General features: G+C 71.4%; 12 protein-coding genes. 6 read left to right on the forward strand and 6 right to left on the reverse strand.

Features of this window, described 5'->3' with window-relative positions; genetic code table 11:
• Positions 1-57: 57 nt before the first annotated feature.
• Positions 58-1,065 (forward strand): COX15/CtaA family protein, encoded by a 1,008-nt coding sequence (locus G7Z13_RS08165; RefSeq protein ID WP_165997394.1) that lies wholly within the window; start codon positions 58-60, stop codon positions 1,063-1,065.
• A 94-nt stretch (positions 1,066-1,159) separates the two neighbouring features.
• On the opposite strand, the gene G7Z13_RS08170 is transcribed toward G7Z13_RS08165, so the two are convergent.
• The 3 genes from G7Z13_RS08170 to G7Z13_RS08180 form a co-directional block, all read right to left on the reverse strand.
• On the reverse strand, positions 1,160-2,266 hold the full coding sequence (locus tag G7Z13_RS08170; RefSeq protein ID WP_165997396.1) for an amidohydrolase family protein: 1,107 nt from the start codon (positions 2,264-2,266) through the stop codon (positions 1,160-1,162).
• A 113-nt stretch (positions 2,267-2,379) separates the two neighbouring features.
• Entirely contained in the window at positions 2,380-2,712 is a 333-nt protein-coding gene (locus G7Z13_RS08175) for a hypothetical protein (protein ID WP_165997398.1), read from the reverse strand.
• A gap of 95 nt (positions 2,713-2,807) precedes the next feature.
• The gene (locus tag G7Z13_RS08180; RefSeq protein WP_166004760.1) at positions 2,808-3,761 is read right to left on the reverse strand and encodes a heme o synthase; all 954 of its coding nucleotides are present in this window, start codon (positions 3,759-3,761) and stop codon (positions 2,808-2,810) included.
• Between the two features lie 452 nt (positions 3,762-4,213).
• Between G7Z13_RS08180 and tkt the strand changes: the two genes are divergently transcribed.
• The 5 genes from tkt to pgl are packed head-to-tail and all read left to right on the forward strand — an operon-like array spanning position 4,214 to position 10,936.
• A complete protein-coding gene (tkt, locus tag G7Z13_RS08185; RefSeq protein ID WP_165997399.1) occupies positions 4,214-6,301 on the forward strand; it encodes a transketolase in 2,088 nt (695 codons plus the stop codon).
• Positions 6,302-6,335: 34 nt separating this feature from the next.
• A complete protein-coding gene (gene tal, locus G7Z13_RS08190) occupies positions 6,336-7,454 on the forward strand; it encodes a transaldolase (protein WP_165997401.1) in 1,119 nt (372 codons plus the stop codon).
• Between the two features lie 4 nt (positions 7,455-7,458).
• Complete coding sequence (zwf, locus tag G7Z13_RS08195) at positions 7,459-8,994, forward strand: glucose-6-phosphate dehydrogenase (RefSeq protein ID WP_165997403.1); 1,536 nt, start codon at positions 7,459-7,461, stop codon at positions 8,992-8,994.
• Positions 8,991-10,157 (forward strand): glucose-6-phosphate dehydrogenase assembly protein OpcA, encoded by a 1,167-nt coding sequence (gene opcA / locus G7Z13_RS08200; RefSeq protein WP_165997405.1) that lies wholly within the window; start codon positions 8,991-8,993, stop codon positions 10,155-10,157. The genes zwf and opcA overlap by 4 nt, the downstream gene beginning before the upstream one ends.
• Complete coding sequence (gene pgl / locus G7Z13_RS08205; RefSeq protein WP_165997407.1) at positions 10,154-10,936, forward strand: 6-phosphogluconolactonase; 783 nt, start codon at positions 10,154-10,156, stop codon at positions 10,934-10,936. The genes opcA and pgl overlap by 4 nt, the downstream gene beginning before the upstream one ends.
• Positions 10,937-11,009: 73 nt before the next feature.
• Here the strand turns inward: pgl and G7Z13_RS08210 are convergent, their stop codons facing one another.
• From G7Z13_RS08210 to G7Z13_RS08220, 3 genes are read right to left on the reverse strand one after another with little or no spacing between them, the layout of a single operon-like run.
• Entirely contained in the window at positions 11,010-11,849 is an 840-nt protein-coding gene (locus tag G7Z13_RS08210) for a carbohydrate ABC transporter permease (RefSeq protein ID WP_165997409.1), read from the reverse strand.
• Positions 11,846-13,204, reverse strand: coding sequence for an ABC transporter permease subunit (locus G7Z13_RS08215; RefSeq protein WP_165997410.1), 1,359 nt, complete (start codon positions 13,202-13,204; stop codon positions 11,846-11,848). The genes G7Z13_RS08210 and G7Z13_RS08215 overlap by 4 nt, the downstream gene beginning before the upstream one ends.
• A gap of 1 nt (position 13,205) precedes the next feature.
• Positions 13,206-14,531, reverse strand: a complete 1,326-nt coding sequence (locus tag G7Z13_RS08220; protein WP_165997411.1) for an ABC transporter substrate-binding protein — start codon at positions 14,529-14,531, stop codon at positions 13,206-13,208.
• Between the last annotated feature and the right edge of the window lie 132 nt (positions 14,532-14,663).

The following is a 14,663-nucleotide window of genomic DNA, read 5'->3' on the forward strand; positions in this document are numbered from 1 at the left end:
TGGGCGAACGGCCCTGCACCCGCCCCACGTGAATTCGTGCACAAGCGGCCCCCTACGATGGTGTCCGTGCCAAAGCTGACCCGCGCCGACGCCGAAGCGGCGTTGCGCAACCCGCTCGCCTTCATCGCCGCGCGCTGGACCCCGGATCCCCGGACGGTGCAGCGGGCGGCTCTCGCCGCGCTCGTCATGTCGGTGGTCATCGTGGTCACCGGCGGCGCGGTCCGGCTCACCGGCTCCGGGCTGGGCTGCCCGACCTGGCCGAAGTGCACGGACGACTCGCTCACCGCGACGCGCGAGATGGGCCTGCACGGCGCCATCGAGTTCGGCAACCGGATGCTGACGTACGTGCTGTGCGCCGCCGTCGGCTGGGCGATCATCGCGGCGCGCTCGCAGAAGCCGGTGCGGCGCGGTCTGACCCGGCTCGGCTGGGCCCAGTTCTGGGTCGTGATGGGCAACGCGATCCTCGGCGGCATCGTCGTGCTGGTCGGGCTGAACCCGTACACGGTCGCCGCCCACTTCCTGCTGTCCTCCGCGCTGATCGCGGTCGCCACGGTGATGTGGCAGCGCACCCGCGAGGGCGACGGGGAGCCGCGGCCGCTGGTCGGCGCGTCGGTGCGGCAGCTGGTGTGGGTGCTGGTCGGGGTCACGGTGGCGCTGATCGCCGTCGGCACGGTGGTCACCGGCGCGGGCCCGCACGCGGGTGACTCCAGTGACGTGCCGCGGATGCCGGTGGACTGGGAGATGGTCACCAAGCTGCACGCCGTGCTGGCGTGGGTCGTGGTGACGCTGACGTTCGCGCTGTGGTTCGTGCTGAGGGCGGTGGACGCGCCGCGCGGTCCGCTGAACCGGACCCGGGAGCTGTTCGTCGTCCTGCTGGCGCAGGGCGTGGTCGGCTACGTGCAGTACTTCACGGACCTGCCCGAGGTCCTGGTCGGCGCCCACATGCTCGGCTCCTGTGTGGTGTGGATCGGGACGCTGCGGCTGCTGCTGTCGCTGCGGGAGCGGCCCGAGGGCTCCCCGGCGGACCTCCCGGAACAGCCGGCCCGAACGCTGGCCACGACCTGACCGCGGCCCCGAGCTGACCGCGGCCCCGACCTGACCGCGGCCACTGCCTCGCTCCGGTCACTGCCCGAGCCGAGTCCCCGGCGCGTGAGCCGGCTCAGTCCAGCCCGTACACCCGTCGGGCGTTCCCCGCGGCGATCATGCCCGCCACGCGCTGGGCGTCCGTGAGCGACCAGGCACCCTCGGCGACCCAGCCGCCGAGCACCCTGGCCAGGGCCTCGCGGAAGAGGCGGGCGCCCACGACGTGCAGCTCGGGCAGGCCCTTGCCGCCGCTGGAGAAGAGGATCTTGCCGAACGGGGCGAGTTCCAGTATCTCGGCGAGGACGGTGGCCGCGCGGGCGCCGGTGCGCGCCAGGGCGGCGCCGGAGTCGGCGTAGACGTGCGGGAAGACCCCGGCGAGATGGGCGGCGTGCCGGTGGTACGGGTAGCCGTACAGCAGGACGAGGTCGGTGCCCAGGCCCGCGGTCGCCCGGACGAAGTCGGTGAGCAGCACGGGGTCCGTGCGGTCGATCCGCAGTCCCGGTTCGCCGAGCCCGGCGTGCAGCTGGAGCGGGCGGCCGGTGGCGACCGCGCTCCACAGCAGGTGCCGCAGCAGCACCGGGTCGCTCAGCTCCCCGCCGACCGGCCGTGCCGCCAGCCAGCGGCCCGCCGCGCCGCGCACCTCCCCCGGGCCGGGCGGCTCGGGCGCGAGCGCGAGGCCGTGCCGTACGCCGGCCACGGAGGTGAAGGCGACGGCGCTCGCGGCGGCGGCGTGCACCGACTCGGCGAGGTTGGCGAGAAACGACTCGACGGTGCCGGAGGTGTCCGCGACCTGCTCGGCCAGCGGCTCCAGCCGGACGATCTCCCGCGCCTCGGCGGCCGCGGCGGAGGCCAGCTCGTCGGGTCCGGTGAGGTCGCCGGGCAGTGAGGTGTCGACGAGGTAGGTGGTGATGCCGCTGCCGCGCAGCAGCCGCCGGCCGGCCTCCAGGACGCCCAGTTCCCGGCGCCGGGCGAGGTAGCGGGCGGGCGGGCAGTGCGGTTCCAGGCCGAGCAGGGGCGGGCACCAGCGCCGTACCGCGAACCCGGTCTGGGTGTCGAACAGGGTGGTGCCCGGGGCGGGCGGTCCCTCGGTGCGGGCCAGCTGGGTCTCGAAGGTGCCGAGACCCAGCTCCGTTCTCAGTACACCGTGGCAGTACTGGTCCACGAGGGACGGCGTTTCGATCATCCGGGACTCCCGTGACTGGACCGCGTACTCCTACGAGTCCTAACGGGTGAACCGGGTGTCGGGTACCGCGCCCGCACACCCGGTGCGAACCGCCGACGACACTCGGCCGTCGGTCAGGGGTTCGAGGGGCCGCCGATCTGGATGCCCGCCATCCGGGACCACTCGTACGGGCCGGTCTTGACCTTGGCGGCGAACTCTCCGTCGAAGGCCTCGTGGACGGTGATCCCGGCCTTGGCGACGGCCTGCTCGGCGATCGCGTACGAGGGGGCGACGACGTCGCCCCAGCCGCCGTCCTCGCCGACGAGGACGATGCGGGCGCCGCGCTGGCCGAGGTAGGCCACCTGGCCCTCGGCGCCGCCGTGTTCCTTGGAGAAGGCGGTGATGCGCCGGGCCAGCTTCGCCACCGTGCGCTCGGCCTTCGCGTCAACCTGCTGCGTGTCTGCCATGGCCAGGATGCTACTCAGCGGTAGATCGACTGGCGAGGGCAGGCCGCTGTGACGTACGTCAGCGTGCGGGGTGCCGGACGGCCGGTGCGGGAGCGTCAGCGCAGGAAGGGGTCGACCGCCACCGCGACGAAGAGCAGCGAGACGTAGGTGATGGACCAGTGGAACAGCCGCATCTCCTTCAGCTTCGCGCCGGTGACCTCGGCCTTCGCCCGGTTCTGCAGCGCGTGCGCCTCCCACAGCCACCAGCCGCCCGCGGCCAGCGCGACCGCCGTGTAGAACCAGCCGGTGTAGCCGAGCGGGGTGAGCAGGAGCGAGACGGCGACCATGACCCAGCTGTAGATCACGATCTGCCGGGCGACGACCTTGTTGGAGGCGATGACCGGCAGCATCGGCACGCCGACGCGGGCGTAGTCCTCCTTGACCTTCATGGACAGCGGCCAGTAGTGCGGCGGGGTCCAGAAGAAGATGACCAGGAAGAGGATGACGGGCGCCCAGGACAGCGAGTCCTTCACGGCCGTCCAGCCGATCAGCACCGGCATGCAGCCGGCGATGCCGCCCCAGACGATGTTCTGCGCGGTGCGCCGCTTGAGGATCATCGTGTAGACGACGACGTAGAAGAGGAGCGCGCCGAGGGAGAGCCAGGCCGACAGCCAGTTGACGGTGAGGCCGAACAGCAGCGTGGAGACCACCGCGAGGGTGATGCCGAAGGCCAGGCACTCGCGCGGGCTGACCATTCCGGTGACCAGCGGACGCTGCGAGGTGCGGTCCATCAGCGCGTCGATGTCGCGGTCGATGTACATGTTCAGCGCGTTCGCGCCGCCGGCCGAGAGGTACCCGCCGATACAGGTCAGCAGCACCAGACCCATGTCCGGCACGCCCTGCTCGGCGAGGAACATCACCGGCACGGTGGTGATGAGCAGCAGCTCGATGATCCGCGGCTTGGTCAGCGCCACGAACGCCTTCACACGGGCCCCGAACGGCCGGTGGGTCGGGCTCTGGCTCGTCCCGATTACCCCCGCAGGACGGGATTCAACGGCCGTCACGCACACCCCTGACAGAGACATCCCAGCAAGCCTCCCCGTGTGAAGTCGCGGTAAAGGCTCGCGCGTACCACGCCACTGTAGACGTTGCCCATACCCCGGATCTTCGCGGGGGTGGGGTCGTGTTGGACGGCGTGCTCCGCCCCGGGGACGGGCGCCTGCCGGCGGGGCCGTCCGGGGCGCGGACCGGGCGCTCGGACACACGCTCGGATGAGCACTGGGGCACTGTGGAACAAGCGGCGGCCGAACGGTCAGATGAGCGCTTCCGTATTCACTTGGCGAAGCCGGTACGGCCCGGTCAGGAGGCGGATTCCCGCGAGTCCCGGCAGTCTGTAATGACTCGAAAAAATGGACGTACTCGCGGGGGTAGGCTCGACAGCGGCCGGTGGGCGCGGAGTGCACCGGCGGTCGGTGTACGCCCACACCGGCATTCGACATGTGGAGAGGAGCCCTGACCCAGGGTGAGCACCAAGCCGACCACCACAGACCTCGAGTGGACCGAGCTGGACCAGCGGGCCGTGGACACCGCCCGCGTCCTGGCCGCCGACGCCGTACAGAAGGTTGGCAACGGCCATCCGGGTACGGCGATGAGCCTGGCGCCGGCCGCCTACACCCTCTTCCAGAAGGTGATGCGGCACGACCCGGCGGACGCCGACTGGGTCGCCCGCGACCGGTTCGTGCTGTCCGCGGGACACTCGTCCCTGACCCTGTACACCCAGCTGTACCTGGCCGGCTTCGGCCTGGAGCTGGACGACCTGAAGGCCTTCCGGACCTGGGGCTCCAAGACCCCGGGCCACCCCGAGTACGGCCACACCACGGGCGTGGAGACGACGACCGGTCCGCTGGGCCAGGGTGTCGCCAACGCCGTCGGCATGGCCATGGCCGCCCGCTACGAGCGCGGTCTGTTCGACCCGGAGGCCCCCGCCGGGGAGTCCCCCTTCGACCACTACGTCTACTGCATCGCCGGTGACGGCTGCCTCCAGGAGGGCATCTCCGCCGAGGCGTCCTCGCTCGCCGGCCACCAGAAGCTCGGCAACCTGATCCTGCTGTGGGACGACAACCACATCTCGATCGAGGGCGACACCGAGACGGCCGTCTCCGAGGACACCGTGGGGCGCTACGAGGCCTACGGCTGGCACGTCCAGCGCGTCGAGCCGCAGGCCAACGGCGACCTGGACCCCAAGGCGATCTACGCCGCGATCCAGGAGGCCAAGAAGGTCACGGACAAGCCGTCCTTCATCGCCATGCGCTCGATCATCGCCTGGCCCGCCCCGAACGCGCAGAACACCGAGGCCGCGCACGGCTCGGCGCTGGGCGACGAGGAGGTCGCGGCCACCAAGCGCGTCCTCGGCTTCGACCCGGAGAAGACCTTCGAGGTCGCCGACGAGGTCATCGAGCACACCCGCAAGGCCCTGGAGCGGGGCCGCCAGGCCAAGGCCGAGTGGGAGAAGTCCTTCCAGGAGTGGCGCAACAGCAACCCGGAGCGCGCGGCCGAGTTCGACCGCATCGCCAAGGGTGAGCTGCCGGCCGGCTGGGAGGATAAGATCCCGGTCTTCGAGCCCGGCAAGGGCGTCGCCACCCGTGCCGCCTCCGGCAAGGTGCTCCAGGCGCTGGGCGAGGTCATCCCCGAGCTGTGGGGCGGCTCCGCCGACCTGGCCGGTTCGAACAACACGACGATCGACAAGACGTCGTCGTTCCTCCCGGAGGGCAACCCGCTGCCGGAGGCGAACCCGTACGGCCGCACGATCCACTTCGGCATCCGCGAGCACGCCATGGCCGCGGAGATGAACGGCATCGCGCTGCACGGCAACACCCGCGTCTACGGCGGCACCTTCCTGGTGTTCTCCGACTACATGCGCAACGCCGTGCGCCTGTCCGCGCTGATGCACCTGCCGGTGACGTACGTGTGGACGCACGACTCCATCGGCCTCGGCGAGGACGGCCCGACCCACCAGCCGGTCGAGCACCTGGCCGCGCTGCGCGCCATCCCGGGCCTGAACGTGGTCCGCCCGGCCGACGCCAACGAGACCGCCATCGCCTGGCGCGAGATCCTCAAGCGGTACACGAAGGAGTTCGGCAAGGGGCAGCCGCACGGTCTGGCGCTGACCCGTCAGGGCGTGCCGACGTTCGAGCCGAACGAGGACGCGGCCAGGGGCGGCTACGTGCTGTTCGAGGCCGAAGGCGGCGAGCCGCAGGTCATCCTGATCGCGACCGGTTCCGAGGTGCACGTGGCCGTCGAGGCGCGCGAGGCGCTCCAGGCCGAGGGCGTGCCGACCCGCGTGGTGTCGATGCCGTCCGTCGAGTGGTTCGAGGAGCAGGACCAGGGGTACCGGGACAGCGTCCTGCCGCCGCACGTGAAGGCGCGTGTCGCGGTCGAGGCCGGTATCGGTCTGACCTGGCACAAGTACGTCGGTGACGCGGGCCGGATCGTCTCCCTGGAGCACTTCGGTGCCTCCGCCGACGGCAAGGTCCTCTTCCGCGAGTACGGCTTCACCGCGGACAACGTGGCCGCCGTGGCCCGGGAATCGCTCGCCGCCGCCCAGCGCTGACGCTCATATACGACACGTAGGAGATGCAATTCCCATGACAGACGCACTCAAGCGCCTCTCCGAGGAAGGCGTCGCGATCTGGCTGGACGACCTGTCGCGCAAGCGGATCACCTCCGGCAACCTCGCGGAGTTGATCGACCAGCAGCACGTCGTGGGCGTCACCACCAACCCGACCATCTTCCAGAAGGCGATCAGCAGCGGCGACGGCTACGACCAGCAGCTGTCCGACCTCGCCGCCCGCGAGGTGACGGTCGAAGAGGCCATCCGCATGATCACCACGGCGGACGTCCGGGACGCCGCCGACATCCTGCGCCCGGTCTACGACGCGACCGGCGGCCAGGACGGCCGGGTGTCGATCGAGGTCGACCCGCGCCTCGCGCACAACACCAAGGCGACCGTCGCCGAGGCCAAGCAGCTGGCCTGGCTGGTGGACCGCCCCAACACGCTGATCAAGATCCCGGCGACCGAGGCGGGCCTGCCCGCGATCACCGAAGTGATCGGCAACGGCATCAGCGTCAACGTCACGCTGATCTTCTCGCTGGAGCGCTACCGCAAGGTCATGGACGCCTACCTCTCCGGCCTGGAGAAGGCGAAGGAGAAGGGTCTCGACCTCTCGCAGATCCACTCCGTGGCGTCCTTCTTCGTGTCCCGCGTGGACACCGAGATCGACAAGCGGCTCGACGCGCTCGGCACCGACGAGGCCAAGGCGCTGCGCGGCAAGGCCGCCCTCGCCAACGCCCGGCTCGCCTACCAGGCGTACGAGGAGGTCTTCTCCTCCGACCGCTGGAGCAAGCTGGAGAGCGCCGGCGCCAACAAGCAGCGTCCGCTGTGGGCGTCGACCGGTGTGAAGGACCCGGCGTACAAGGACACGCTGTACGTGGACGAGCTGGTCGCCCCGAACACCGTGAACACCATGCCGGAGGCCACCCTGCTGGCCACCGAGGACCACGGGCAGATCACCGGCGACACCGTCGCGGGCACCTACGAGCAGGCCCGCGCCGACCTGGACGCGATCGCGGAGCTCGGGATCTCGTACGACGAGGTGGTGCAGCTCCTGGAGGACGAGGGCGTCGAGAAGTTCGAGGCGTCCTGGAACGACCTGCTGGCGTCGACCGAGGCCGAGCTGAAGCGCCTCGCCCCCGCGGAGGGCTGACCCCTTGTCTCCCTCTGTCACAGGAGCGAACCCGCTTCGTGACCCCGCAGACCGACGGCTCCCGCGCATCGCGGGGCCGTCGGGCCTGGTCATCTTCGGCGTCACGGGCGATCTGTCACGCAAGAAGCTGATGCCCGCCGTCTACGACCTCGCCAACCGGGGTCTGCTGCCGCCGGGCTTCTCGCTGGTGGGCTTCGCCCGCCGCGAGTGGCAGCACGAGGACTTCGCGCAGGAGGTCCACGACGCCGTCAAGGAACACGCCCGCACCCCCTTCCGCGAGGAGGTCTGGCAGCAGCTCATCCAGGGCATGCGGTTCGTCCAGGGCACCTTCGACGACGACGAGGCGTTCGAGAAGCTGCGCGCCACGATCGAGGAACTGGACAAGGCCCAGGGCACCGGCGGCAACTTCGCCTTCTATCTGTCCGTGCCGCCGCGCTCCTTCCCGGTGGTCATCCAGCAGCTGAAGAAGCACGGCCTGGCCGACCAGACCGGCGGCTCCTGGCGGCGCGCGGTCATCGAGAAGCCGTTCGGTCACGACCTGAGGTCGGCGGAGGAGCTGAACAAGGTCGTCCACGAGGTGTTCGCGCCGGACCAGGTGTTCCGGATCGACCACTACCTGGGCAAGGAGACCGTCCAGAACATCCTGGCGCTGCGGTTCGCGAACACGATGTTCGAGCCGATCTGGAACCGGTCGTTCGTGGACCATGTGCAGATCACGATGGCCGAGGACATCGGCATCGGCGGCCGGGCCGGCTACTACGACGGCATCGGCGCCGCCCGGGACGTCATCCAGAACCACCTGCTGCAGCTGCTCGCGCTGACCGCGATGGAGGAGCCCGCCTCCTTCGACGCGGACGCGCTGGCCGCCGAGAAGACCAAGGTGCTCGGCGCGGTGCGGCTGCCGAAGGACCTGGGCCGTGACACCGTGCGCGCCCAGTACACGGCGGGCTGGCAGGGCGGCGCGCAGGTGCGCGGCTACCTGGAGGAGGAGGGCATCGACCCCGGCTCCAGGACCGACACCTACGCGGCCGTCAAGCTGGGCATCGACAACCGCCGCTGGGCGGGCGTCCCCTTCTACCTGCGCACCGGCAAGCGCCTGGGCCGCCGGGTGACGGAGATCGCGGTCGTCTTCCAGCGCGCCCCGCACTCCCCCTTCGACACCACGGCGACGGAGGAACTGGGCTCGAACGCGATCGTGATCCGCGTCCAGCCCGACGAGGGCGTCACGGTCCGGTTCGGCTCGAAGGTGCCGGGCACGTCGATGGAGATCCGGGACGTGTCGATGGACTTCGCCTACGGCGAGTCCTTCACCGAGTCCAGCCCGGAGGCGTACGAGCGGCTGATCCTGGACGTGCTGCTCGGCGACTCGAACCTCTTCCCGCGCACCGAGGAGGTCGAGCTGTCCTGGAAGATCCTCGACCCGATCGAGGAGTACTGGGACCACAACGGCAAGCCGGCCCAGTACCCGGCCGGCACCTGGGGTCCCGTCGAGGCCGACGAGATGCTGGAGCGAGACGGACGGAGCTGGCGCCGGCCATGAAGATAGACCTCACGGACACCACCTCCAGCAAGATCAACAAGGCGCTGGTGCAGGGGCGCCGGGCCATCGGCACCCCCGCCGTCGGCATGGTGCTCACGCTGGTCATCGTCACCGACGAGGAGAACGCGTACGACGCCCTGAAGGCCGCGAACGACGCCTCGCGCGAGCACCCCTCGCGCACCCTCGTGGTCATCAAGCGGGTCTCGCGCACCCCGCGCGACCGCACCCAGTCCCGCCTGGACGCCGAGGTGCGGGTCGGCGCGGACGCCGGCACGGGCGAGACGGTGGTGCTCCGCCTGTACGGAGACGTGGCCGACCACGCCCAGTCGGTGGTGCTGCCGCTGCTGCTGCCCGACGCCCCCGTGGTCGTGTGGTGGCCGGTCAACGCGCCCCTGGACCCGGCGAACGACCCGCTGGGCGCGCTGGGCCAGCGCCGGGTCACCGACACCTACGCGGCCGAGGACCCGGTGCGGGACCTCACCGCCCGCGCGCAGACCTACACCCCCGGCGACACGGACCTGTCGTGGACCCGCATCACGCCCTGGCGTTCGATGCTGGCCGCGGCGCTGGACCAGGTCGTGTGCGAGGTGCAGGGCGTCGAGGTCGAGGGCGAGGAGTTCAACCCGAGCTGTGAACTGCTGGCGATGTGGCTCGCGGACCGGCTGGGCGTGCCGGTGCGGCGCTCGGTGTCGGCCGGGCCCGGTCTGACCGCGGTCCGCATGGACACCGACTGCGGCCCGATCGTCCTGGACCGCGCCGACGGTTCGCTGGCGACCCTGTCCATCAAGGGCCAGCCGGCCCGCGCGGTGGCGCTGAAGCGGCGTGAGACGGCCGAGCTGATCGCGGAGGAGCTGCGGCGGCTGGACCCGGACGACACGTACGCGTCGGCGCTGCGGTTCGGGGTGGAGCGGCTGACGGCGGCGGGCGCGGAGCAGCCGGAGTCCTCCGAGGAGCCCGAGCCTTCCAGGAAGCCGAAGTCCTCCAAGGACCCGGAGTCTTCCCAGACGCCGGAGCCCTCCGAGGAGCCGGAGGCGGAGGACGGGGCCGACCCGGTCGCGACCGACGCACCGGTGGCGGTCCCCGAACCCGTCGAGGAGGCCGCGAAGGCCCCCGCGAAGAAGGCCACCCGCAAGGCTCCGGCGAAGAAGGCGGCGGCGAAGTGAGCACTCCGCAGCTGGTCGTGCACCGCGACAAGGAGCTGATGGCGCAGGCCGCGGCGGCCCGGCTGATCACGAGGATCGTGGACGCGCAGGCCTCGCGCGGCTCGGCGTCGGTGGTCCTCACCGGCGGCCGCAACGGCAACGGCGTGCTGGCCGCCCTGGCCGCCGCGCCCGCGCGGGACGCGGTCGACTGGTCGCGGCTGGACCTGTGGTGGGGTGACGAGCGGTTCCTGCCCGAGGGCGACCCGGACCGCAATGTCACCCAGGCCCGCGAGGCCCTGCTGGACTCCGTGCCGCTGGACCCGGAGCGGGTCCACGCGATGCCCGCCTCGGACGGCCCGTACGGCTCCGACGTGGACGCGGCGGCCGCCGCCTACGCCGAGGAGCTGGCCCGCGCGGCCGGCCCGAAAAACCACGGCGGGGTCCCGGCGTTCGACGTGCTGATGCTCGGCGTCGGCCCGGACACGCACGTGGCCTCGCTCTTCCCGGAGCTGCCCGCGGTGCGCGAGACCGAGCGCACGGTGGTCGGCGTGCGCGGCGCGCCCAAGCCCCCGCCGACCCGTGTCACCCTCACCCTCCCGGCGATCCGGGCGGCCCGCGAGGTGTGGCTGCTGGCGGCCGGTGAGGACAAGGCACAGGCCGCGGCCATCGCCCTGTCCGGCGCGGGCGAGGTGCAGGCCCCGGCCGCGGGCGCCCGGGGCCGCTCCCGCACCCTGTGGCTCCTGGACGCGGCGGCGGCCTCCCGGCTGCCGCGCGCCCTGTACCCACCGGCGACGCCGTGATCGGCTGAAACGGAGCTGACACGGAAAGGGGCGGCGGAGATCCGGGATCTCCGCCGCCCCTTTCCGTGTCGGGCTATTTCACCGACCCGGCCATCACGCCCTGCACGAAGTGCCGCTGGAAGGCGAAGAAGACCGCCACCGGGACCACCAGGGAGAGGAAGGCGCCGGGCGCCAGGACATCGATGTTGCTGCCGAACTGGCGGATCTGCGACTGGAGTTCGACGGTGAGCGGCTGGGCGCTGCTGTCGGCGAACAGCAGGGCGACCAGCATGTCGTTCCACACCCACAGGAACTGGAAGATGGCGAGGCTGGCGATGGCCGGGCGGCCGACGGGCAGGACCAGGCGGGTGAAGATGCGCCACTCGCTGCCGCCGTCCATGCGGGCGGCCTCCAGCATCTCCTTCGGGATCTCCGCGAAGTAGTTGCGCAGCAGGAACACGGCGAACGGCAGGCCGTAGGCGACGTGGAAGAGGACGACGCCGGGGATCGTGCCGAACAGGCCCAGCTGCCCGAAGAGTTTGGCGACCGGCAGCAGGCCGATCTGCACGGGGACCACCAGCAGCGCCACCACCAGCAGGAACAGCGGCTCGCGCAGTGGGAAGTCCAGCCAGGCGAAGGCGTATCCGGCGAGTGCCGCGATGACGACGACCAGGGCGGTCGCCGGGACGGAGATCAGGACCGTGTTCCAGAAGGCCTGGGTGATGCCCGAGTTGTCCAGCAGCGCGGAGTAGTTGTCGAAGGAGAGCTGCCCGGGGCTGGTGAAGACCGTCCACCAGCCGCCGGTCGCGGTGTCCTCGGCGGAGCGCAGCGAGGAGAGGAACAGGCCGGCGAGCGGTGTCATCCACACCAGGCCGGTCACCACGAGGAAGGCCTGGACGAGCCCGTTGCCCAGCCCGCGCCGGATGGCGTTCATCGCTGACTCCTTCGGAAACGGCGGACGTTGAAGACCATCGCCGGGACGACCAGCAGCAGGAGCAGGACGCCCAGCGCGCTGCCGAGGCCCTGGTTGTTGCCGCCGCCGAACGACACCAGCCACATCTGGGTCGCGAGCACGGTCGCGTCCTCCTGCACCGGTCCGGGCGCGATGATGTAGACGAGGTCGAAGACCTTCATCACGTTGATGACGAGGGTCACGAAGACGACCGTCAGGACGGGTGCGAGCAGGGGCACCGTGATGCGGCGGAAGATCTGCCACTCGTTGGCGCCGTCCATCCGTGCCGCCTCCAGCGCGTCCCGGGGCAGCGTGGACAGGCCCGCGCCGATCAGCACCATCGCGAAGCCCGTCCAGATCCACAGGTACGCCCCGATGATGGCGGGCGTGACGAGCGCGGGGCCGAGCCAGGAGACGCCCTCGTAGGGCGGGGCGAAGTTCGAGGCGGGCAGCCTGACGGTGTAGGAGCCGTCGGTGAGGCCGCCGAAGCGGAACGAGCCGTCGGACGCCGTGGTCGTGGCGGCGACCACCTCGCCGCCGCGCACCGCCTCGACCCTCATCTCCGGCAGGCCGCTCTCGCGCGGGTCGACCCTGCCCTGCTCCCCTCCCCCGCCGGGCGTGAAGTCCAGGTAGACGACGCCGCGCAGTTCGCCGGGGGCGGCCGTGCGCGCGGCCGCGGCGCGGGCGGGTTCGGCGCCGCCGGGCAGGTCCTTGGGCTGGACGCCGACCAGGCCGAGCGCCACCGTGTCGCCCGGTGCGGCGGCGGTGCTCGTGCGGTAGGCGCCGTCCGCCTCCCTGGTCAGGCCCTGGCCGTCGCGGGCGCGGGCCGTGGGATAGGAGGAGGTGCCGGTGAAGGCGTCGTGGACGGAGACCACGGCCGCGTTCAGCACGCCCTTGTCGGGATCCTCGTCGTAGGCGAGCCGGAAGATGATGCCGGCGGCGAGGAAGGAGACCGCCATCGGCATGAACAGCAGCAGCTTGAACGCGGTGGCCCAGCGGACCTTCTCGACGAGGACGGCGAGGATCAGTCCGAGGCCGGTCAGCAGGGTCGGCGCGACCACGACCCAGATCGCGGTGTTGCGGATGGCCTTGAGGGTGGCGGGGTCACGGAACATCTCGGCGTAGTTCTCGCCGCCGACGAACCGGGTCCCGCCGGCGTCGAAGAAGCTGCGGCCGACCGAGAACAGCACCGGGTAGACGACGAGGGCGCCCAGCAGGAGCAGCGCGGGGAAGACGAAGAGCAAGGCGATGATCCGGCCCCGGCGCCGCGGGCGCCGACGGGTGTCGGCGGCCGCGGCGGCCGGCGGGCTCGCCTCTTTCACGAGGGTGGCGGTCATGTCAGCCCCGGTACGCCTTCGCCGCCGCGGCCTCCAGCCGCTCCGCGGTGGCCTTCGGGTCGGACGGGTCGCGCAGGAAGTCCTGGAGGATCTTCCACTCGCCCGCGCCCTTGGTGCCGCCGAAGGCGGCGGGGGCCTGGTCGGACATGTCGAAGCGGACCGAGTCGCCGGCCGCGACGAGGGACCGGGCGATGGCGCGGGTGACGTCGTCGCCGTAAGAGGCGAGGTCGAGCTTCTTGTGGGGCGAGAGGAAGCCGCCGGCCTCGGCCCACACGGCCGCGGCCTCGGGGGTGGCCAGGTACTCCAGGAGCGCCATGGCGGCCTTGCGGTTCTTGCCGTCCTTCAGGACGACGGCCGCGTCGCCGCCGCTGACGACGGGCGGCTTGCCGCCGCCGACCGCCGGGAACGGGAAGAAGTCCGCGTCCTCGCCGATCGCCTTGCCGAACTGGTCCTTGGCGACACCGGCGACGAAGTCGCCCTCGTAGACCATGCCCGCCTCGGGCTTCGGGCCGAAGACCTTCTCGACCGAGCCGGGGAAGTCGGTGTTGAGGGCGCCCTTCTGGCCGCCCGCGACGAGCTGCTTGTGCTTGAAGAGCGTGCCGAGCGTCTCCAGCGCCTTCACCACGCTCGCGTCGCTCCACTTCAGCTCGTGCGCGGCCAGGGCGTCGTATTTCTCGGGGCCGGCCTGGGAGAGGTAGACGTTCTCGAACCAGTCGGTGAGGGTCCAGCCGTCCTGTCCGGCGACCGAGAAGGCGGCGAGCCCGGAGTCGGAGACGGTCCGCCCGGCCTTCAGCATCTCGTCGTACGTCTTCGGCGGCTTCACGCCCGCCTGGGCGAGGGCGTCGGGGCTGTACCAGACGGTCGACTTGTGGGCGGCCTTGAAGTAGAGGCCGTACAGCTTGCCGTCGACGCTGCCGTACTTCTTCCAGACGGGGGCGAAGCCCGCGTCGACGGCCTGCTCGGTCTTCTCGGACAGCGGCGTGAGCCAGCCCTGCTCGGCGAACTGCTGGAGCACGCCGACCTGCGGGACCATCACGACGTCGGGGGCGTTGCCGCCCTCGATCTTGCTGCCGACGACGGTGGAGACGTTGTCGCCGGTGGAGACGAACTGGGTCTTGGCGCCGGTCTTCTCGGTGAAGGCGTCGAGCACCTTCTGGAAGTTCTTCTGCTCGGTGCCGGACCAGACACCGGCCACGGTGACGGTCTGGCCGCTGAGCGCCTGGTCGCCGCCGCCGGCCGTGACGGGACCGCCGCCGCAGGCGGTCGCGCCGAGGGCCAGGGCGAGGGCGGTACAGGTGGTGAGCAGGGTGGTACGTCGTCGCATCATCGTCGATGTCCCTTCGCAGGTGCCTCGGGAGGAGGCGCAGAGGTGTCTCCAGAGAGACGGGGGTGTCTCGGGGAGACAGGGGGTGTCTCGGGAGAGACAGGGGGTGTCCCAGCCAGAGACGGGGGTCTCCGG

It is taken from the genome of Streptomyces sp. JB150 (assembly GCF_011193355.1).
Taxonomy (GTDB): domain Bacteria; phylum Actinomycetota; class Actinomycetes; order Streptomycetales; family Streptomycetaceae; genus Streptomyces.